Origin of the sequence: Corynebacterium heidelbergense (assembly GCF_028609845.1) — a bacterium.
Classification (GTDB): Bacteria; Actinomycetota; Actinomycetes; order Mycobacteriales; family Mycobacteriaceae; genus Corynebacterium; species Corynebacterium heidelbergense.
Genome location: NZ_CP063191.1, coordinates 1260786 through 1281952, shown reverse-complemented (window position 1 = coordinate 1281952; position 21167 = coordinate 1260786). Strand labels below are relative to the sequence as shown.

The 21167-nt window shown below is 66.0% G+C and carries 15 protein-coding genes; 8 read left to right on the top strand and 7 right to left on the bottom strand.

What is annotated here, in order from left to right; all coding sequences use genetic code 11:
• Positions 1–8 precede the first annotated feature (8 nt).
• Positions 9–728: an Rv2732c family membrane protein gene (locus tag CHEID_RS05670; protein WP_238599305.1), complete on the top strand. Its 720-nt coding sequence runs from the start codon at positions 9–11 to the stop codon at positions 726–728.
• Positions 729–760: 32 nt separating this feature from the next.
• On the opposite strand, the gene CHEID_RS05665 is transcribed toward CHEID_RS05670, so the two are convergent.
• Positions 761–2143: a DUF349 domain-containing protein gene (locus tag CHEID_RS05665; protein ID WP_273660967.1), complete on the bottom strand. Its 1383-nt coding sequence runs from the start codon at positions 2141–2143 to the stop codon at positions 761–763.
• 248 nt (positions 2144–2391) lie between these two features.
• Between CHEID_RS05665 and miaA the strand changes: the two genes are divergently transcribed.
• Complete coding sequence (gene miaA / locus CHEID_RS05660) at positions 2392–3366, top strand: tRNA (adenosine(37)-N6)-dimethylallyltransferase MiaA (RefSeq protein ID WP_238599270.1); 975 nt, start codon at positions 2392–2394, stop codon at positions 3364–3366.
• 13 nt (positions 3367–3379) lie between these two features.
• The gene (gene dapF, locus CHEID_RS05655; protein ID WP_112769131.1) at positions 3380–4333 is read left to right on the top strand and encodes a diaminopimelate epimerase; all 954 of its coding nucleotides are present in this window, start codon (positions 3380–3382) and stop codon (positions 4331–4333) included.
• A 64-nt stretch (positions 4334–4397) separates the two neighbouring features.
• Here dapF and CHEID_RS05650 read toward each other — a convergent pair whose 3' ends face one another.
• Positions 4398–5174 carry a hypothetical protein gene (locus CHEID_RS05650; protein ID WP_112769149.1) on the bottom strand — a complete coding sequence of 259 codons (777 nt, stop codon included), beginning with the start codon at positions 5172–5174 and terminating at the stop codon, positions 4398–4400.
• A gap of 74 nt (positions 5175–5248) precedes the next feature.
• On the opposite strand from CHEID_RS05650, the gene hflX reads away from it, so the two are divergent.
• On the top strand, positions 5249–6700 hold the full coding sequence (gene hflX / locus CHEID_RS05645) for a GTPase HflX (RefSeq protein ID WP_112769132.1): 1452 nt from the start codon (positions 5249–5251) through the stop codon (positions 6698–6700).
• Positions 6701–6739: 39 nt separating this feature from the next.
• Here hflX and lexA read toward each other — a convergent pair whose 3' ends face one another.
• Positions 6740–7597 carry a transcriptional repressor LexA gene (gene lexA, locus CHEID_RS05640; protein ID WP_112769133.1) on the bottom strand — a complete coding sequence of 286 codons (858 nt, stop codon included), beginning with the start codon at positions 7595–7597 and terminating at the stop codon, positions 6740–6742.
• Between the two features lie 367 nt (positions 7598–7964).
• Between lexA and CHEID_RS05635 the strand changes: the two genes are divergently transcribed.
• Both CHEID_RS05635 and nrdR read left to right on the top strand, forming a co-directional pair.
• Positions 7965–8567 carry a hypothetical protein gene (locus CHEID_RS05635; protein ID WP_146743833.1) on the top strand — a complete coding sequence of 201 codons (603 nt, stop codon included), beginning with the start codon at positions 7965–7967 and terminating at the stop codon, positions 8565–8567.
• A 130-nt stretch (positions 8568–8697) separates the two neighbouring features.
• A complete protein-coding gene (nrdR, locus tag CHEID_RS05630) occupies positions 8698–9243 on the top strand; it encodes a transcriptional regulator NrdR (RefSeq protein ID WP_112769150.1) in 546 nt (181 codons plus the stop codon).
• A gap of 54 nt (positions 9244–9297) precedes the next feature.
• Here the strand turns inward: nrdR and hrpA are convergent, their stop codons facing one another.
• Positions 9298–13551, bottom strand: coding sequence for an ATP-dependent RNA helicase HrpA (gene hrpA / locus CHEID_RS05625; protein ID WP_181645886.1), 4254 nt, complete (start codon positions 13549–13551; stop codon positions 9298–9300).
• Positions 13552–13797: 246 nt separating this feature from the next.
• Between hrpA and CHEID_RS05620 the strand changes: the two genes are divergently transcribed.
• Positions 13798–14763 (top strand): hydrogen peroxide-inducible genes activator, encoded by a 966-nt coding sequence (locus CHEID_RS05620; RefSeq protein WP_112769135.1) that lies wholly within the window; start codon positions 13798–13800, stop codon positions 14761–14763.
• On the opposite strand, the gene CHEID_RS05615 is transcribed toward CHEID_RS05620, so the two are convergent.
• Positions 14760–17354, bottom strand: a complete 2595-nt coding sequence (locus CHEID_RS05615; protein WP_112769136.1) for a DEAD/DEAH box helicase — start codon at positions 17352–17354, stop codon at positions 14760–14762. The two genes, CHEID_RS05620 and CHEID_RS05615, sit on opposite strands and share 4 nt — an antisense overlap.
• Positions 17345–18496 carry a PAC2 family protein gene (locus tag CHEID_RS05610; RefSeq protein ID WP_112769137.1) on the bottom strand — a complete coding sequence of 384 codons (1152 nt, stop codon included), beginning with the start codon at positions 18494–18496 and terminating at the stop codon, positions 17345–17347. Before CHEID_RS05610 ends, CHEID_RS05615 begins: the two co-directional genes overlap by 10 nt.
• Positions 18497–18727: 231 nt before the next feature.
• On the opposite strand from CHEID_RS05610, the gene CHEID_RS05605 reads away from it, so the two are divergent.
• Positions 18728–20203, top strand: coding sequence for a DUF4192 domain-containing protein (locus tag CHEID_RS05605; RefSeq protein WP_112769138.1), 1476 nt, complete (start codon positions 18728–18730; stop codon positions 20201–20203).
• Here CHEID_RS05605 and galE read toward each other — a convergent pair.
• Entirely contained in the window at positions 20160–21164 is a 1005-nt protein-coding gene (galE, locus tag CHEID_RS05600; RefSeq protein ID WP_112769139.1) for a UDP-glucose 4-epimerase GalE, read from the bottom strand. The two genes, CHEID_RS05605 and galE, sit on opposite strands and share 44 nt — an antisense overlap.
• Between the last annotated feature and the right edge of the window lie 3 nt (positions 21165–21167).

The window sequence follows — 21167 nt, the reverse complement described above, 5'->3', positions numbered from 1 at the left end:
CGAGGGACGTGACGAACTCAGCAGGCAAGAGCTCCGAGGGCCGGGGGACCCCGGCAACGGCGGGGACCTCCCCGGCCGCGAAGCCGGACCGCCTCGCGCCATACCGCAAGGACCTGCGCGCCGCCGAGCGGGAGGCTGCGAAAGTAGTGGACTACCGCTATCAGCTACCGCTGATGACAACGGGGACTATGGCAGTTCTGCTGTACTTCTTCCTGCCCCATGCGGGAGCGGTCATGGGTTACGACGTCCTCTTTCACTCCGCCAAGGCGGGTGCGGCCCACACCACCTACCCCGAATACGCCTACGCCACCCTCGCGCTCATTGGGGGCCTGCTGCTCACGGTCGGCACAATCGTGTCCAAGTCCTGGCTGGTGGCTTGGGTGAACTGGGCAGTCGGCGGGATCGGCTGGTGGTACAGCATCCTGGCTATTTGGATGCGTCAATCCCGGCCGGTGACGGACACCGGGGTGGGGCCCAGCTTCGGGCTGATCGTCGGATGCGTGGGGATGACGTTGGTCTTCGGCGGGTTGACGTGGCTGCTGTTCACCAAGAATCACCTGCAGCGGGCGCTGGCCGCTGCGAGGCGGGAGGAGGCGAGCAACAACGCCGAAGCGCAGGCCCGCCAGCAGGTCCTGCGCACGGGCATTGCCCCCCGGCCCGCCGAGGAGATCGTCGATGACCGCCGCGCCCGCGCTCGGGCGAGGCGGCAGCGCAAGCAGGAGGGTTAACTTCCCCGGGGCCGGGGGAGGGGCCGGGGAGCTTAGCTCTCCGTAGCCGAGGCCGCAGTCCGCGCCCACTCCTGCCACTGCTCGGCCTGCTGGCGCAACTGCTCGGCCTTGGCGGTCTTGCCGTTCGCGGCGGCGGCCTCCGCCTCGGCGGCCAATCGATCCGCGCGGCCCTGGAACTGGGCCACCCGGGCCTGGAGCTCGGGGTCGGTTCGCCGCCATTCTCTATCCTCCAGGGCGGCGACCTTGTCCTCCAAGGTGCGGATGTCCTTCTCGAAGCGGGAGATGTCCCGGCGGGGGACGTAGCCCACTTCCTCCCACTTATCTTGCAGCTCCCGGAGGGCCGCTTTCGCGGACGCTAGGGAGGTGGCGTCCGAAATGAGCGGGGAATATTCATTCAACAATGCCTGCTTGGCCTCGGCATTGTGCTGGTACTGCTCGTCCTTTTTGGCCTCGGCGGCCTTGCGGGCTCCGAAGAAAACGTCCTGGGCTGCCCGGAAACGGTCCCACAGCTTGTCATCGGCGGCGCGACCGGCGCGACCCGCGGCTTTCCACTCGTCCATGAGCCCCCGGAATGCCTTGGACGTCTCCACCCAGTCCGTGGAATCCTGCAGCTCCTCCGCACGGGCGATAATCTCCTCCTTCGCGCGCTTGACGCTGGAGCGGTTACGGTCCAACTCCGCGAAGTGGGCACCACGGCGGCGGTGGAAGCTCTCGCGGGCGGTGGAGAAACGCTCCCACAGGGCATCGTCGGTGGATTTGTCCACGCCCCGGATCGTGCGCCATTCCTCGAACATCTCGCGTAGCCGGTCGCCGGAGGCCTTCCAGTTGGTGGACTCCGCGGCGATGGTTTCTGCTTCCGTGGCCAACTGTTCCTTGCGGGCCAGGGATTGCTCCCGCTCCTGCTGGCGCCGTTGCTCCAACTGCTCTTTAGTGTCCACGCTGGCCTGCTCGATGGCGGCTAGCTGCCGGTCGAGGGCCACGAGATCGCCCACGACAGCTGCGGTGTCCAGGCCGGCGCGTAGGGCGGTGGCGTCCGACCCAATGCGCTGGGCCTCCTCCGGGTGCGATTTCAAGCGGGCCTGCAGCAGCGCTACCTCCGTGGCTAGGTCCTGGTAGCGGCTCGCATAGTGGGCGAGGCCCTCCTTCGGGCTGCCCGCCTGCCACTGGCCGACCTGGCGCTCCCCATTGGCGGTGCGGACCCACACGGTGCCATCCTCGTCCACCCGGCCGAAGGTGGCGGCATCGGACTGCGCTGGGGTGGGCACCGGGGCGGGCGTAGGCGTTGCGGCAGCAGGGGACCCGGGAGTGGTCGCGGGGCCGGGGAGGGGATGGGGCTTGGGAGTCGGCTTCGGCGAGGGGCCAGACGGGGCGGAGCCGGGGGCAGGGGAATCAGGAGTCGCGGGATGCTGCGTCATGGTTACTCCTTAGCGATGAGCACGCGGTGGGCGCACGGGACGGACACGATCCGGGGACATATGGGAGGGGTTTGAGCGGTAACGATCAAGGGTAGAAGGTGCAAAAGTGAATTATGACACACGTTACCCCTTGAGTTCCGGGGCAAGCAGGGGTGCGGGCAGGTGTGGACAGGCGCGGGCGGTGTTCCCGCCCCCACATCCGCACCCGTACCGTTCGGTCGCCGAGAGCGCCGCTACCGTAGAGCCTTGTGACCCCGACCGACACCCACACCGGCCCGCCGCCACCCGACGCGGCGCCGCTGCCCACCCCCATCGTCATCGTGGGCCCCACGGGTTCGGGGAAGTCGGAGGCCGCCCTGGCCGTGGCGGAACAACTCGGCGGGGAGGTGGTCAACGCGGATTCCATGCAGATGTACCGGGGCATGGATATCGGCACAGCGAAGCTTCCCCCCGCCCAGCGCAGGTGCATTCCCCACCACCTGTTGGATGTCCTGGATGTCACCGAGACGGCGAGCGTGGCCCGCTACCGGAAACAAGCCGGTCAGGTCGTGGACGCCCTACGCAGGGACGGGACCATCCCCGTCATCGTGGGCGGGTCCATGATGTACATCCAGGGCCTGATCGACGACTGGCAATTCCCGCCCACGGATCCGGAGGTCCGGCAACGCTGGATGGTCGAGCAGGACCGCGTTGGGGTGGAGACCCTACACGATCACCTGGCCGCGGTGGATCCCCAGGCCGCTGCCGTCATTGAACGCCGGGATCCCCGCCGAATCGTCCGCGCCCTGGAGGTCATCGAACTGACCGGTAAACCCTTCAGCGCCACCCAGCCGGACAGGAATCGCCCGCCGCGGTGGAACGCCCGGATTATCGGCCTGCAGGCCCCCGCCACCTGGCTATCCCCCCGCCTGGAGGCGCGCGTGCAGCGCATGTTCGACTCGGGCCTGCTTACGGAAACTCGGGGCCTCGTCGAGCGGGGGCTGGTGGAGCAAAGCACCGCTGGCCGGGCCATCGGCTATTCCCAGGCCCTGGCGGCCATCGCCGGAACGATGACTGTCGACGAAGCTCAGGAGTCCACGGTGGTCGGCACCCGGCGCTATGCGCGGCGCCAGCGTAGCTGGTTTCGGCGCGATCCGCGCATCCGGTGGGTAGAGGCTGGGGACCCAGCGGCCGTGGCTGCGGTGGTGCAGTTGGCCGCGGAGGCGCAGGCGAGCGGGGTATAAAGTGGGGCACCTGATGAACGATTCCCGCGACATCTCCCCAGCCGTCGGCACACAGAGCGGCCCGCCCACGTCGAAGCGCCCGGCCCTGCCCTTCATCAAGGCCCACGGCACCCGCAACGATTTCGTGGTTCTGGTGGATCCCGAGGCCGAGCTGGAATGCCCCCCGCAGTTGGTGCGGGCCATGTGCGATCGGCGCGCCGGGGTGGGGGCCGATGGCCTCATCCGGGTAGCCCGGGCAGGGGCCTTGGAGCGCGCGGGCGTGATCCCGCAGCGACCCACCGGATGTGGGAAGGCGACGTGGTTCATGGATTATCGCAACGCCGACGGTTCCGTAGCCCAAATGTGCGGCAATGGGGTGCGGGTGTTCGCCCACGTCCTCGTTGCGGAGGGGCTCATTCCCGCTGCCGAGGGGGTAGAGCCCTTCTCCGTGGGCACCCGCGCCGGGGCCAAGCGGGTGGTCCTCCACCGTGCCGACGCCCGGGACGCGGTAGTCAGCGTGGACATGGGGGCTCCGCACCTCCTCGGGCCCGCCACGGCCCGGTGGAATGGCCAGCAGTTGCGGGGACTCGGCGTGGATATGGGTAACCCGCACCTGGCTGTAGTCCTGGAGGATCACGACGCCCATTCCCTGGCGCAACTGCCCGTGCCGTTGCCCGTGGAGGGGGATCCGGAGGTCTTCCCGGAGGGCCTGAACCTGGAGTTGCTGACCCCGCTGGCCGGCGGCCGGGCGCATATGCGGGTGCATGAGCGCGGGGTTGGGGAGACCGAGTCTTGCGGGACGGGCACCGTCGCCGCGGCTGTGGCAGCGCTTGCCCACCGGGGGCGCCGGGTGGGGAATGTCGCTGTCTCCGTGCCCGGCGGAGAAGTCCAGGTGAGCGTGACCGAGGATGGTTCCACGCTCACCGGCCCATCTCAGATTGTCTTCCGGGGTTCTTTTCCTCTTTTGGACGCCAACTCCGTGACCTAGCGCCCAGAAACGACAGCGCACGGGGGTGAAGCCGAGCTGGCTAAAGCGCTCTGGTGGCCGCCGGTTAGGAGCAGCCGTCGCACCCGCAGCTACCCGATCCACACCCCCCGGCGCCGCCGCAGGTCGCGGGCGCGGAGAGGGAGACGGCGAATTGCACGGTGCCCTCAACGACGGCGCCCTCGACTACGGTGGTGCCCAGCTCTGCCGGGTCCGCGATGTCGTGGGGGAGGAGCAGGGTGAAGGGAAAGGGCTGTTGCACCTCCGCGATCGTGAAGCTCTGCCCCGTGAGCTCGTTTCGCCCGGGCCGCACGGAGGCGAGGGGCACCCGGATCTGAGCCCCGGCGTGCGGGGCCGTGCTTCCGGCGGATAGATCCCGGTACCCCGTGGACACCACGGAGGGCTCCTGGGACCCGGCGCCGTCGGCGTGAAGCCGGACATCCGTGGCGATGGCGGAAAGAGCTATCGGTTGGTAGTTGAGGGTACCGACGTCCGAAAATAGTGGCCCCTGATCTACCGTGGCCGTGACCGTACCGAGGACAGGGGCCGATTGGCCGCTGGTGTGCAGCTCGGTGGTGTCCGCGACGATGTCCACCACGCCGATGATGTCCGTGACCATGGAGATGTGGCCGGTGGTGGGGGCTCCCGTGCGGAAGCTGGCGAAGCAACCGTAGGGTTCGGCGGCGAGGATGACGAGGCGGCTGCCGCTGGCATCGTCGTAGCACAGGAGTTGGCCGTCGCCAACCTCCCCCAGCACCCCCAGGCGGCCGGAGGCATACGCGGCCTCCAGGGCATCCTGCCACCGGGGGAAGTTCAGTCCGATGCTGTTGAGCTCCGCAATCATGACAGCCATGCTAGCCCTGCCAAACCCCCACCGGTTACGCCGGTTCCGGTCGCACCGGTGTAGAAAAGAACACAATGACACAGCAAGAATGGCCCGGTGAGCCGGGATGGTCCGAAGAGGACCCGACAGTAGGCGAGCTGGACCTCGAGGCCCGCACCAGCTTGCGCCGCCTCTCCCGGGGGGTCAGCGACTACACCGACGAGCAGGCGGAAGGCTACGACGTTGAGTACCGCAAGCTCCGCCTGGAGCGGGTGGTGCTGGTGGGGGTGTGGACCCAGGGCAGCCTGGCCCAGATCGAGGCCAGCCTCGAGGAGCTTCGAGCCCTGGCGGATACCGCCGGTTCGGAGGTCGTGGATGTGTTGTACCAGCGACGGGACAAGCCCGACTCGGGAACCTATATCGGCCGGGGGAAGGTGGAGGAGCTGCGGGCCGTCGTGCGGGAAACGGGCGCGGATACGGTGATCTGCGACGGCGAACTGAGTCCGGGGCAGATGATCGCGCTGGAGAAGGCCCTGGACGTCAAGGTGATCGACCGCACCATGCTCATCCTCGATATCTTCGCCCAGCACGCCAAGTCGAAGGAGGGCAAGGCCCAGGTGGCGCTGGCCCAGATGGAGTACCTCATTACGCGGGTGCGTGGATGGGGCGGTGCCTTGTCCCGTCAAGCCGGTGGGCGGGCCGGATCCAACGGCGGCGTGGGGCTGCGCGGACCGGGTGAGACGAAGATCGAGGCTGACCGCCGACGCCTGCGGGCGGACATGGCCCGGTTGCGCAAGGAGATCTCGGGGATGAAGACGTCCCGGGATGTGCAGCGGGAGCGCCGGGATAGTGCGGCGCTCGCTCAGGTAGCTATCGCGGGGTACACGAACGCGGGGAAGTCTTCGCTGATCAACGCGTTGACCGGGGCGGGGGTGTTGGTGGAGGATGCCCTGTTCGCGACCCTGGACCCGACCACCCGGCGGGCCAAGTTGCGCGATGGCCGGGCCGTGGTGTTCACCGACACGGTTGGGTTTGTCCGCCACCTCCCCACGCAGCTTGTGGAATCTTTCCGCTCCACGTTGGAGGAGGTGCTGGCAGCCGATGTGGTCCTCCACGTTGTGGATGGGTCGGATCCCTTCCCGCTGGAGCAGATCGCGGCCGTGAACTCCGTTATCGGGGACATTGTCGCGGAGACCGGGCGCCCGGCCCCGCCGGAGATCCTCGTGGTGAACAAGGTGGATGCGGCGGACCCGATTGTTCTGGCCGAGTTGCGGCATCGCTTGGATGACGTTGTCTTTGTCTCCGCGCGCACGGGGGAGGGCATCGCGGAATTGGAGGCCCGGCTGGAGCTGTTCCTCAATTCGCTGGACCAACACGTTCGGTTGTTGATCCCCTTCACCCGGGGCGACCTTATCTCGCGTCTCCACGAGGTGGGGACGGTAACTCACGAAGAGTACGGGGCTACGGGAACGGTTGTGGACGTGCGCCTGCCCGCAGTGGTTGCCGCTGAGCTGGCGGATTTTCGCGCGGAGGGCCTGGGGGCCTAGATCGCAGGGCGAGCTTCTGCGCCGGGCCGGGGGGCGGGGCTAGATCTTGCGCAGAACGGCCGCAACCTTGCCCAAGATTTGGGCTTCGTCCCCGGGGATGGGCTCGAAAAGATCATTGTGGGGGAGCAGCCACACGCCCTCGGCGTTGCGATGGAACTCCTTAACGGTGGCATCTCCGTCGATCATTGCTGCGACGAAGTCCCCTTGTTCTGCGACAGATTGCGATCGCACGACGACCCAGTCCCCGTTGAAAATACCGGCGTCCTGCATCGATTCGCCGACCACCTGGAGCAAGAAGAGCTCGCCCTGGCCCACCAATTCCGTGGGCAGGGGAAAGTGGGCTTCCACGTTCTGCTCGGCGAGGATTGGATTGCCCGCGGCGATTTGCCCGACCACCGGGACGTAGGTTGCTGGGGGTAGGAGGGCCGCGGAGTCCTCTTCGGCTGCCGGAGCCGGGCGGGGTTGACGTCCCGGCTTCTTCCGGGAAGTGACGTCGTACTCACTGCCGTCGAAAGAACGCACGTCCACGGCCCGGGGCTTCTTGTCCTCGCGGCGCAGGTAACCCGCCTTCTCGAGGGAGTTGAGGTGATGCGAGACGGAGGACGTGGATTGCAGGCCCACGGCGTTGGCGATCTCGCGGATGCTCGGGGGATAACCCCGAAGCGCGCGGGAATCCTGGATGACCTCCAGGATGCGGCGCTGCCGGTCGGTCAGCGGGGCCCGCTTGGGGGAGCGGGAACTGGATTTGCCTGCAGGCCTGGGGGTGGCCTTCTCGGCCCCCTTGTCGGAGCCTTTCGCGCTGGTCTTGGCCGTGCTGCTCTTCCCCTTCGAGCTACGCCGCCCACGCAGCGGCTCTACCGTGCCGTCCCCTGGTGTGGAGCTTTCCCGTGGTGCCATCGTTTTCTCCTTCTCGTCCCCGCAACAGCGATGGTGTGACGCCTCCGGCGCCTGGCTGTTATCACGCTACACGATGAGCTGGACGATTCGTGACACATACGTTCGAAAAGTTTCGGGGTTTGTATGGACAGGCTCGAACACGCGTGCTAACTTTCCAGGCATGGACAAGTTCGAACGGGTGTACGATAAAACGCTCTGTTCGATGTTCTCTACACAGGGAATGTCCCGCCCGTGCGCTCTACTAGTGGAACCCGTGGCCGCCAGGTAGTGCCAGGGGAGGAATATCTCCTCAGCCGCCGGTGGTTCCCGGGGATAGCTCCTCGTCCCCAGTTAGCCATCTCCAACCGCGAAAGGATACTTCCGCGCCGTGACTATTCTCAGCTTCCCAGATATCCGTCATGCTGATCGTCGCCCCGCAGTCGGCGCTAAACAGCCTGTTGTGCTCACCTCTCGCTGTCTGGAGGCGGGGAACCGGGGCACTGCGCGCGTCCGCCCCGCGGCGGTGCGCCCGGCTTTGTCCCCGGCGAAGGTGCACCGCGGCCATCACGTCCAGAAGCTCATCTCCCTAGGGGTCGTCGAGTCTGTAGTTGACGGTCAGAGCGCCCGGGGCACACGTACGGAAACCGCCGCCGCTCCGGGTCGCACACCCCGGACTCGAAAGCCGGATTGGGCGGATCGCGGTGAACTCGCCGGTTCGAACACCGCAGGAGGCGGTCTGGCCCTATCCCGCGGACCGCGAACCCGGGGGCGGAGCCAGGTATCCACAAGCGGCTGTTCGAATGTGCAGCGTGCCCGGGCCGACCGTACGGCTCGGGACGGTGCCGCGCGGGCCCACGGAGGCACGCCCGTTCGGCGGTGGGGACAATTTCTCCGGACCGCTCGCCGGGTAGCCGAGTCCCCGGGTGGTCTGACCCTATCCGTGGGGTCCATCATCCTCACCGCGGGAATGAGCCCACTCGTCTTCCTGTGACCAGATACCTTCCGCCTACCAGGTGCCTTCTTCCCCTGACTGGCAACCCGCCGTGCGTGAAAAGGGAACAAGGTGAAAAAGGGGACAAGGTCATGGGGCGAGCGGGGGCTGGGTGGCTAAGCTAGGCGGCGTGCTGTGCCCTTCCTGCCGCTCCGAACAGTCTCGCGTTGTGGACTCCCGCACCGTCGACGGCGGTGTCGCTATCCGCCGCCGACGTGAGTGCACGCAATGCCGGACGCGTTTCACCACCCTGGAACGCTCCGTTCTTCTGGTCACCAAGCGCAACGGAGTCTCGGAGGAATTCAGCCGGGACAAAGTCATCCGGGGCGTGTCGCGAGCCTGCCAAGGCCGAGAAGTTTCCGAGGATGCCCTCAAACGACTGGCCCACGAAGTCGAGCAGAGCATCCGAGCCACCCACGGATCGCAGGTACCCGCCCACGACATTGGGCTGGCCATATTAGACCCTCTCCGCCGCCTGGACGAAGTCGCCTACCTGCGATTCGCCAGCGTGTACAAGTCCTTTACCTCAGCAGAAGACTTCGAGGAGGAGATCGCGACCCTGCGGGCCCACACGGTGCTGGCCGCGACCGAGATGCACGACCCGCCGCGAACAGAGCCACCGGAGGGACGTGCGGGAGGGGGAAGCCTAGTGGAATTACCCCAGCGAGCCGACTGACATGGGCGGTTCGGGAAACGGGTCCGGGCGGTTCCACAAGGGCTGGCCATGCGCCTAGCGGATCTTCTCCAATGCCTTCCGGATCCGCGCCACGGATACCGAACGGGTCGTGCCAAGGTTCTGGGCGAACAGGCTCACACGCAGCTCCTCAATCATCCACCGCACCTCCTTGAGCTGGGGCGAATGAGCCCGCGCAGACGGTAGCCGATCGACAGTCGCCCGGTAGTACTCGAAAGCCTGGCGCACCTGTTCCTCCAGGTCCTCATCGCGGTCAGGCTGCGCTTCGAGGTCCTCCAACCGCTGCTTGACGGCCGCAACATACCGCGGCACATGCTTCAGGTGCCCCACGCCATGCCTCGCCACCGCGTGTTGAGGCAGATAAAACCCGAGCTGCTGCTGAATGTCCTTGATGATCGGCCCAGACCATTCCCGCAACTCCGCGCGGAGGTCCTCCACGGCGAGAATGGCGGGCGCCACAGCAACCACCATCTGCCGGACCATCCCCGGCACCTTCTGCCTGGCCTGCTCGATCGCACGGTCCGCCTCATCCGGATCGCGCAACACGGGGCCAATCGAGGTGAGGATGTCCCGACAGGCCACAGCCACGCAGTCGGCGACAAGCCCCTCTACTCCCTGGGCCACCCCGGTCTGCTGCGCCCCACCATTCCGCTTACAGCCCCCGGTCTTGTTCGATGCCCCGGTTCGTTTCGACCCGCCGTTCGATCTCCCGGAGCTCGGGGCGGAATCGGTGCCCACGCGGCTGGCATAGGTCCCCATCGCGACGCGCTGGCGCAGGGGTAACCCCTTGATCATCTGCTGCGGCTGCACCCGTACTGCAGTGACCATGAGATCCAGCACCGTCTTGAACTGCTGCGCCGCCGCTGCCTGTTTCGTCGGAAATGCCCGGACGATCATTGCGCCGTCCTGCGCCAAGATGGCGGGGTAGGCCTGGACCGGCTGGCCGTCAATGATGGTCTCGATATGTTCCGGAATGACGCCAATACCCTCCGCCGTCCACTTAGCGGCTCGCGTCAGCTCGTCACCGCCCATGCCAGCGGACGATGCGGCACCCCGCCGCCCCTTGGAGCCCGTGCCTCGGCCCCCAGAGGAGCCGGACTTGGCCGCAGCACCGTGCCCGTTGCGTGTGTCCTGCGCCCCCTGGCCGCCGGTCCGTCCGTCCGACCCCGCAGCACCGTGCCCGGCTCCGCGCATTCGCCCCTGGGCACTGGCCTTGGCGATGGCCTGAGTGATCTGGCCCGAAAGGTCCGCCTTGAGTTGGGAGATATCTCGGCTCGCGGCCACCACCTTGCCGTGGCGATCAATGGCCGCAACGTTCACCCGTAGATGAGGCGGGACCTTTGACCAGTCGAAATCCTCCGCGTCGATCCCGGTTCCACCTAAGGCCCTCAATGCGTCTGCCAGAGCGCGGTCGATGGGGCCGTCGAAGGCGCTCATCCTGCCGAGCGCCGCTGCGGCGAAGTTGGAGGCCGGCACAACCGATTTGCGCAGGGCCTTGGGGAGGGAACGAATGAGAGCTACGCACAATTCCTCCCGCATTCCTGCGACCAACCATTGGGCCTGTTCCTCGTCCACCGTAGCCAGCAAGGGGAGCGGCACGCGCATGGTGATGCCATCATCCGGACGGCCCGGTTCGAAGACGTAGGACAGGTCAAAGCGCAGGGAGCCCTGGATCCACGTGTCCGGGAACTCACCGGCTGCCGCGGCTGCTTCCGGGGATTCGATAAGGGCATCTAGGTCGAAGTCCAACAGGTGGGGATGCCCGTGACGGGCCTTTTTCCACCAGCTATCGAAATGCCGGGCGCTGACGACGGACTCCGGCAGGCGAGCATCGTAGAAGTTGTAGAGGGTTTCGTCGTCTACCACGATGTTCCGCCGACGGGCCTTGTCCTCCAGTTGTGAGGCTTCGGCCAGAACTTCCTGGTTGTGCGCGAAGAAGCGGTGGTGGGTACGCCAGTCGCCCTCCACCAAAGCCCGGCGGATGAACATCTCCCGGGCCTGGGGCCGGTCCACCTTGCTTAGGGAGACCACCCGATCCGCGATGATGGGCAATCCCAGCAGCATGATTTTCTCGTGGATCATGGCTGCCGAGCGTTTCGCGGACCAATAGGGTTCCGAGTAGGTGGCTTTGGTCATGTGGCCTGCGACCTGCTCCACCCACTCCGGCTTGCAGGGGCCGACGGTTCGTGCGAACACCTGGGATGTTTCCACCAACTCTGCGGCGATAATCCACTGTGGCGGTTTCTTGGCCAACTGCGAGGAGGGGTGGATGACGAAGTGAGAGTTTCGGGTCCCCAGGAATTGACGCGAGTTACCCTCACGCATTCCGATATGGCTAACCATTCCGGAGAGAACGCACTGGTGCAGTACATCCTCGTTGAGGGCGGTGGGGTCGAAAACCAGCTCACGCACGTGGGGGATGTAAGAAATCTCCCAGCCGAGGTCCTGCACGATGCTGAGAAATTGGCGGACCAGATCCATCCATTCCCGGGCTCGAACGTAGTGCAGAAATTCCTCACGGCAGAGTTTCCGAAACTGGTTGCCGCTCAACTCCTTGCGCCGGGTTTGGATGTAGTTCCACAGTAGGATAATTGACGTGAAATCCGAATCGCTGGCAAAACGCGCATGCAGTTGGTCCGCCCGGGCCTGGTGTTCTAGCGGGCGCTCCCGAATGTCCTGGATGGACAAAGCCGCCACAAGCACCGCCAGCATGTCTACTACCCCCGCAGCGTGGGCCGCCACTAGCATGCGGGCCAGGCGCGGGTCGGCGGGAATCCGGGCGAGGTCACGCCCCACCGGAGTCAAGCTGTAACCGGAATTCCCAGCCGCGCTCGACCCGGTTGCCGAGCCGTCGTCGCCGGTGGCGTTCCGCTTGCGGTGACCCTTGTCCTCGTCAAGGGCTCCTAGCTCCACGAGCAGCGCGATGCCGTCTTTCACGGCACGCTTGTCGGGCGGTAGGACAAACGGGAAATCGTAGATATCTCCCAGACCCAATGCAGCCATAGCGAGGATGACGCTTGCGAGGTGCGTTCGCAGAATCTCCGGATCGGTGAATTCCGGCCGGGCTTCGAAATCCTCCTGGGAGTACAGGCGAATAGCAATGCCGTCGGCGATGCGGCCGCACCGGCCCGATCGCTGTTTTGCGCTGGCCTGAGAGATCTCCTCCACGGGCAAGCGCTGGACTTTCGTTCGGCTGGAGTACCGAGAAATTCGCGCCAGACCGGTGTCCACCACGTAGTGAATCCCGGGGACGGTGAGAGAAGTCTCTGCGATGTTAGTCGCCAACACGATGCGCCGACGCCCACCCGGGTGGAAGACGCGGTGCTGCTCCTGGTTGGAGAGCCGCCCGAATAGGGGCAAGATGTCCACGCGCTTGGACCCGGGGCGACCCCCGCCACCATTGAACTCGCCTTCTAGCGCTTCTGCAGCATCCCTGATTTCCCGCTCGCCGGAGAAGAAACAGAGGATGTCCCCGTCGCCCTCGCTCATGAGTTCCCGGCAGGCGGAGGTGAGGGCCTCCAGGGGATCGCGCTCGACGGTGCGCACGGTGGACGTGGCGTCTTCAATGATTTCGGTGGTGAGCGGACGATACCGGATTTCCACCGGAAAGGTGCGGCCGGAGACCTCGATGATGGGCGCCGGATTGCCCCGGGAATCGCTGAAGTGCTGGGCGAAACTCTCCGGGTCGATGGTGGCGGAGGTGATGATGATCTTAAGGTCCGGGCGGCGCGGCAGCAGTTGCTTGAGGTAGCCCAGGAGAAAATCGATATTGAGACTGCGTTCGTGAGCCTCGTCGATAATGATGGTGTCGTAGGCTTTGAGCGTCCTATCCCGCTGAATCTCATTGAGCAAAACACCATCGGTCATGAGTTTCACGGCGGTGGATTGACTAATAGTATCGTCAAACCGGATCTTATAGCCCACCGAACTGCCGGGCTCGCCCACCGACGTGCCCATTTCCTCCGCGATTCGTTCGGCAACGGAGCGGGCTGCAAGGCGCCGCGGCTGGGTGTGTCCGATAACCTGTCGCCGACCCCGGCCGAGATCGAGGCACATCTTGGGTATCTGCGTCGTCTTCCCGGACCCCGTTTCGCCCGCGACAATCACCACCTGATGATCGCGAATGGCCGCCATGATCTCGTCGCGGCGTTGGGAAACGGGCAGAGCTTCCGGATAGGAAATAGCGGGAATAACGCGCTCGACGGTGACGGGGGAGCGATCGGGTCCACGGTGCCGGGATCGCCGCCGACGGCCTTTCCTGCGGGGTGAGTGGTGGGCGGAGTCCTTCACCTGTGGAAGTTTAACAACCCCCGGATGAGCGCCTCCGCAGCAGATGGCGGAGCGGGTGGGCCTCCGGTGCGTCCCCGGCGCGCTGCCCGGTCTTCCTTCCCGCCCGGCCCTGCCCGATTTGCGGCCGCTTCCCCAGGATGGCGGTGGGTTTGCGGGTTTACGCAAAAATGACGATCGCATTACATCGGTGCTATCGAAGCAGCGGAGTTAGCAATTCTTGTTTCGACCTGCGCTAAACTTTCCCTCGTGGTCAACCGAGAGTATCGCCCTACGCTAGCGCAGTTGCGGACGTTTGCGACGATCGCTGAGCACGGCCATTTCGGTACGGCCGCAGCCCATCTCGGAATCTCCCAGCCCTCCCTTTCACAGGCACTGGCCGCCCTGGAAAACGGGCTCGGGGTGCAACTGATTGAACGATCTACCCGCCGTGTCATCGTCACCCCAACTGGCCGCGCTCTGCTGCCGTTGGCGCAGGCCACGATGGAGAGCCTGGACAACTTCGTCGCCCACGCCCGGGGCGCTAGTGGCGGTATGACCGGCCCCATGTCCATCGGCATGATCCCCACAATCGCACCCTACCTTTTGCCCGCCCTGCTGGGGCTTTTCCCACACCAGGCCCCGGACCTCACGCCCCGGGTGGTCGAGGACAAGACCCTGCACCTCGTGGACCAATTGCGCCAGGGCAGCATCGATGTCGCCGTGGTAGGCCTCCCCATCGAGGGGGGTGGGTTGACCAAGGTCCCCCTGTACACCGAGGAGTTCGTGCTCGTCGTCCCCGAGAACCACCGGCTGGCCGGGCAGCACGGAATAGCGGCGAGTGAGCTGGCGGAGCTCGACGTTCTTCTGCTTGACGATGGTCACTGCCTCCGCGATCAGGTTCTCGACCTGTGCCGGACCGTGGCGATGCGCAACGATCCCCGACATGCCCTCACCCGAGCGGCCAGCTTGGCCACCGTCATTCAACTGGTGGGTGCGGGACTGGGGACGACGCTCGTGCCCGTCAGCGCCGTCGCCGCCGAATGTCAACGTCCCGGGATTGCGCTGGCTACCTTTGCGGAAGGGGTGACATCCGCGAACCGGCACGTGGGGCTGGTGTATCGCACAAGCTCCTCCAGGGAGGGTGACTACATGGCCCTGGGGGCGATGGTCAGCCAGGCCTTCGCGGAATCGGTTCAGGAGAGCCGCGAACTCCTCGTCGAGCGGGTGTGCTAACCGCTGACGATGTCCAGCGTCCTCAGGCGGATCTCCCCGGCTTCGTCGGTGGCATCCAAGTCGACTACGCCCACCAGTGCCCAGCCGTGGTCCCCCTCGGGGTCGCTGATGGTCTGCCGTACGTGCCACAAGCGGGATGACGTGGCGGCAGCCTCGTCCGTGCTTTCGCGGGCACTGGGTTCTGCGGAGCGGCGAATGCTGATGAGCTGGGGGGAGCGGGCCGCCGCGTCGACGCCGACGTCCGCGTATTCATCGAAGTAGTCGTCCATCGCGGCGGGCCAATCGGGGGGATTGTCCAGGTAGTCATCCATCTGCACCAATTGGTTTTCGCGCTCGAGGGCAAACAGTTCGACGTGCCGGAAGAAGTAGTTGCGGATCATCCGGATGAGGGCCGGTTCATTGCTGCTGAGCGCGGAGCTGTCTTCCTCGCCGTAAGCGTGCTCGCGCACCTGTTCCTCGCTCAGCGGGGCATCCGGATCGTTGAGGGTTGCCCATTCGTCCATGAGCGACGAGTCCACCTGGCGGACCAGCTCAGCCAACCAGTTGAGGATGTCCTCGAGCTCCTCCGTGCGGTGGGATGCGGGCACGGAGTGTTCCAGGGTTCGCCAGGCGTCGGTGAGGTAGCGCAGCACGACCCCCTCGAGCCGACCTAGCTGATAGGCGGCGACGAAATCGGAGAACGTCATGGCCTTCTCGATCATGTCGCGCACGATGGATTTCGGGTCGATATCGAAGTCCTTGGCCCACGGATGGGCCCCGGAGTAAACCTCGAATGCCCGGTCTAACTCCTCTGCCAGGGGCTGGGGCCATGTCACCTCTTCGATGAGGGCCATGCGTTCGGTGTAATCCACCCCCTCCGCTTTGAGCGCGGCCAGTTCTTCGCCCCGCTCGCTGCGCTGCTGGGCCAGTAGGATCTGACGGGGGGAGTCCAGCACTGCTTCGAATGTGCTGATTACGTCCAGGGTGTAGGTGGGGGACTCCGGGTCCAGCAGTTCCAGTGCGGCCAGCGCGAAGGGGGCCAGCGGCTGATTCAGCGCAAAATCCCGCTGCAGATCCTCCGTGAGTTCCGCGGTCTTCCCGGAGGGGGTGTCTGCTGCGGTCTCGGCGACGATGCCCGCCTGCACCAGGCCCCGGTAGAGTTCGATGGTGGTGCGGATGTGCTGGTTCTGCTTGGCCCGTGTGTCGTGGTTGCCCCGCAGCAGGTGCTGTAGGGCCGCGTAGGTCCACTCCGGCCGGGCCACCACGTTGAGCAGCATCGAGTTAGACACCCGGAACTGGCTCGTCAGTTCTTCCGGCTGCGCGTCCTTCAGACGCTCATACGTCGATTCGCTCCAGGTGGCTTGCCCGGACGGTGCCGATTTCTTGCGGAGTTTCTTGAGCTTCTTGGGGTCCGTGCCAGCCCGTTGGCGCAGGCGGAAGTTCTCGATCTCGTGCTCCGGGGCCTGAACCACGACGGTCCCCTCGGTATCAAAGCCCGCCCGCCCGGCGCGGCCGGCGATCTGGTGGAACTCCCGCGATTTGAGAATCCGGTGTTTGTAGCCGTCGTATTTCGCCAGGGAGGTGAACACGACGGTGCGGATGGGCACGTTGATGCCCACCCCCAAGGTGTCCGTTCCGCACACGACCTTGAGCAGCCCCTGCTGGGCCAGTCTCTCGACGAGGCGGCGATACTTCGGGAGCAAGCCCGCGTGGTGCACCCCGATGCCGCGTCGCAAGAGTCGGGAGAGCACCGAGCCGAAGGACGAGGTGAATCGGAAAGAACCGATGGCGTCCGCGATCTGCGCGCGCTGTTCCGCTCCGACGAGGGGAATACTGGTTAGGGATTGGGCCCGCTCGATCGCCTCCCGCTGGGTGAAATGCACCAGGTAAATGGGCGCCTTGTTCTCCGCCAGGAGGTTTTCGAGGGTCTCGGGCACCGGGGTGTACACGTAGCTGAAGCTCAGCGGTACCGGCCGCACGCTGCCGGTCACTGGGGTGGTGACTCGGCCGGTCCGGCGGGTGAGGTCTTCTTCCAGCCACCGGGTATCGCCCAGGGTGGCGCTCATCAACAGGAACTGACAGCGGGGTAGTTCCAGCAGCGGCACCTGCCAAGCCCAACCGCGATCGGGCTCGGAGTAGTAATGGAACTCGTCCATGACCACTTGATCGATATCCGCCCGGGCTCCTTCCCGAAGCGCAATATTCGCGACGATCTCGGCCGTCGCGCAGATGATCGGCGCACCCCCGTTAACCGTGGCATCGCCGGTCATCATGCCGACGTTTTCCGGGCCGAAGACCTCACACAGGGCGAAGAACTTCTCGTTGACGAGGGCCTTGATCGGCGCTGTGTAGAAGGAGCGCTGTTTCCGGGCCAACGCGATGAAGTGGGCCGCGATAGCGACCATGGACTTTCCGGATCCAGTAGGCGTGGACAGGATGACGTTGTCCTGCGCCACCAGGGCAGTCGCGGCCTCCTCCTGGGCCGGATACAGCTCGATGCCTCGATCCGATACCCACCTGAGGAAGCTGGCGAGGATCGCGTCATCCACGAGCGATGCCGGGACCTCATCGAGGTCCGGGAGCATCTGGGCTAGCTGCGTGGCTATGGACAACCGCGCTCATCCTCGTCGCACTCGTCCTTTGTGCGGTCGTCATCACTGCGCTCGCCGGTGTCCCCGCGCCATCCGGTGCCTCCGTTGGCCTTCGCGCTCGGGCCATCCGCAGCGCCATCGGTTCCGTGGGACATCTCGGCGAGGAAGGCCTCAAACTCCGCCCCAAGCTCATCGCTCGTCGGGATCGACTGTCCGGGAGCGAGCAGGGAGTTGTTGCGGCGCTGCCGGGTCTTTTCGGCATGTGCGTCATACTGCCGCTCGAGGGCGTGGACGACGGAGGCGATTTCCTCCGATTCCTCCACCTGTTCGGCCAGTTGATGCTGGACCCGGTTCATCTCCGCTTCCAGGGCCTTGAGCGGGAAGACGCGCCCGGTGATGCCGGACACGGCCTTGAGCAGCTCGTACGTGGCCTCCGGGTAGTCGTGAGCGGACACATAGTGCGGAACGTGTGCCGTCAGGCCGATCGTCGCGCAGCCCTGGGTGCTGAGGCGGCGCTCCACCTCCAGCGCCGCAGCCCCAGGAACGGTGATCCGAGCGTCCCACGAGTGGAAGTCCCGGGCCAGCTCCGGATCGGAAGCGTGCGCGGAGATGGCGATGGGCCGGGTGTGCGGCACGGCCATGGGTGCGGCGTATAAGGTCACCACCTTGGACGCGCGTACGCGGCGGGCCAGATCCGCAACGGCCTCGCTGAAGGCCTCCCAGCGCAGGTCGGGTTCGGGGCCGGACAGAAGGAGGAACTTGTGCCCGTCGGCGTCGTCCACCGCGTGCAGGTCCAGCTCTAGGCGGTCCGTGTCAGCGATTCGATTGCCCTCGATGGTCACACCTGGGCGCCGCGAACGGTAGTCCACGAGTTCGTCGACGTTGAATCGCGCGACACGGGAGTGCGGCAGGGCTTGAAGAAGGTGGGTACCGGAGTGGGCGACGGCTTGCCCGGCATCGGCGTACCCGTGCAACGCGATGAGCATGGGCAGGCCCTCAGCAGTGCCCTCCTCATCGGCGGCGCCGTGGCCTTCCGGGTTGATCCGCCGTTCCGGCAGGCGGGGGAGCCGAAAGTGCTCCCCTGACGTATCAATGGGCGCGGGGTACTCCATCTCGTACATCCGGTTGCGTGCCTGGTTGTTGGCCGGCGTGTTGTCAGTCATGTCTGTGGCACTTCCTTCCCATCGAACCGCGGCGAGCAGGCGGTGTCGAATAATCCTATCAACTGCGAGGATGGGGTTGCTTTCGGCAGGTCCCGGCGGGTCCCCGGTGGGGCCTGATGGGGGTCATGCTTCCTGGCTACTTTTCCACACATTTCCGGTAATCCACACCCACCTGGGGTTTTCCCGGGTGGGTCATCCCGGTGGGGCTGTGCGGCGGGAAACATCTGGCCCATGACATCTCGCAGAAGTGCCTCGTACAACCAGAACACGTGCTCCAATATTCCGCGGGCGCAGGGACCCAGTGAGTGCCGGGACATCGAGAGAGCGATCCCCCCGACGCCCATTCACCTCGGCGGCAGCCCTGGCCAGATCATCGCGGCGTTACCCAGCATGTTGGGCTTCCATCCGGATAATTCCGTGCTGGTCATCGGGTTGCTACCGCATGCGAGCCAAGCCAGCCGGATGCGTGTGGGGCCGGTGGTGCGCGCCGATGCCGATTGGTGGTCCCTCGATGAGGCCCTGCGGGCGATGGCCGCGGTGATGGGGGAGACAGCGGGCGCTCAGGCCGTGGCGGTGGCGGTCATGGGATCGGGGGAGAAGGCCGCGTCTTTTCTGGACGCCACCTCCGCCTTCCTCGCCACCGAGGACATCGAGTGCGTTGGCTTATTTTGGGTGGACGCCATTGACAGCGGCGCGACTTGGCGGGCCCGCCGGAGCACCGCTTTTTGCCGGGTGGAAGCCGAGGGGGATCCTCTGTGGGTGGAAGAGGGGGCGGTAACGGACGTGCGGGATAATCCGGTGAGCATCAACGCGGCCGTCAGTGGAGCCCTCTACTTCCGGGACCGCGAGGAGCTGGAGGCGTGGCTGGATCCCTGGCCGGGCGACGGCCGGGACGGCGGCGGGGTGCCGCCGGGCCCGTCCCCCTGCGGGGATTGCACCCCGTCTGCCCACATCCCCTGCGGAGGCCAGCTATACGGCGCTACCGCCACCGTTGTGCGGGCCCTTCACGAGGTGCGCGTGCAGATGTGCAGGACGGCGCAGTCCTTGTGCAACGACGATGATGTGATCGGGGCCGTCGCGCTGTTGGCCGGGCACCGCCACACTCTGCCGCTGCTGCTCGTGGTGGGACTGGGCGAGAACTTCCCGGTACTGCGCCCGGCCCTCGCCGACGCCGTGCGGCGCCTAGCCGGGCCGCCTCGGATTCGGGCCATGATCGGCCTGGCGCATCTGCTGGCCGGGGCCGGTGAGGGGGTGGTTGCCTCCCACACGATGCAGCGGGCCGTGGAGGAGTTGGAGACCGTCGCACACGGATCGAAGCGAGGAGAGGGAGGGCCGTCAGATCAGGGGACGGCACAGTCATCACAGCACATGCACAGCCAGGCGGACACGGATCCATGGGTGGGCCGAGAGGAGGTGCAGTCACTGTTGGCCGCGCACTACGTGGGGGAGGTGTCGCGCCACCTAAGCAGCTACCTTGCAGAGGGACACAGCACGATTGACCGGCTCACCCGTCCGGGCGCCAAGGACCTCGTCGGCGGGCTGAAGTGCGGCCTCGGTTGCATCCCCGCCTCGATGACCGAGCGTGGTCGGGGAACTCAGTCCGGGGCAAATCCGCAGACCGAGGAGCTGCGCAAACTCGCGGAGGTCGTGGATTGGCTGGCGGTCAGCGCCGTGATGAGTGCGCCCGGTCGCCAAGGGCTGCGGTGAACTCCCAGGCATCCCGCACGATCGTTTCCAAATCCGAATGCTGGGGTTGCCACCCCAGATCTTCGATGGCGCGGGCGGACGACGCGATGAGGGTCGCCGGGTCCCCGGCGCGGCGGGGAGCATCTTCGGCGGGAATGGGGTGGCCCGTTACGGCGCGGCAGGTTTCCACCACTTGCTTCACGCTGTAACCATCGCCGCTGCCGAGGTTGAAGATGCGGTGCTTGCCGGGCGCGTTGGTGTGGGCTGCGAGGATGTGGGCATCCGCGAGATCGAGGATGTGGATGTAATCCCGCACCGCCGTGCCGTCGGCTGTTGGCCAGTCTGTGCCGAAAACCTTGATGGCGTCCCGGTGCCCCAGGGCGACCTGGAGTACGAGGGGGATGAGGTGGGTCTCCACGCTGCGGTTCTCCCCGCAGCCGCGATAGGCCCCGGCGACGTTGAAGTAGCGCAGGCTCGTGGCGCCCAGCCCGTGAGCTGTGGCGTAGGAGGAGATGATGTGGTCGATCGCGAGCTTGGAGGCACCATAGGGGTTCGTGGGGGAGGTGGGCGCATCCTCCGTGATGGGCACCTCTTCCGGCTCTCCGTAGCAGGCGGCGGTGGAGGAGAACACGAGGTTGTTCACTCGATGCAGCCGCATCGCGTCCAGTAGTTCGAGGGAGGTCACCACGTTGTGATGCCAATACTCCTCTGGGTGCTCCACGGATTCCCCGACGAGGGAGCGGGCGGCGAAGTGGAAGGCGGCCTGGAAATCCTCCGAGCCGAGGATGTCCCGGGCCACGTTGCGGATATCCCCCTCGACGAAGCTGGCGCCCTCGGGGACGGCGTCCCGGTTCCCCGTTGTGAGGTTGTCCACGACGGTCACCCGGTAACCCCGGTCCAGCAGCACCTGAGTGCAAGCGCTGCCGACGTATCCGGCGCCACCGGTAACGAGGATGTGCGAATCGGCGGGGAATTCAGTCATGCC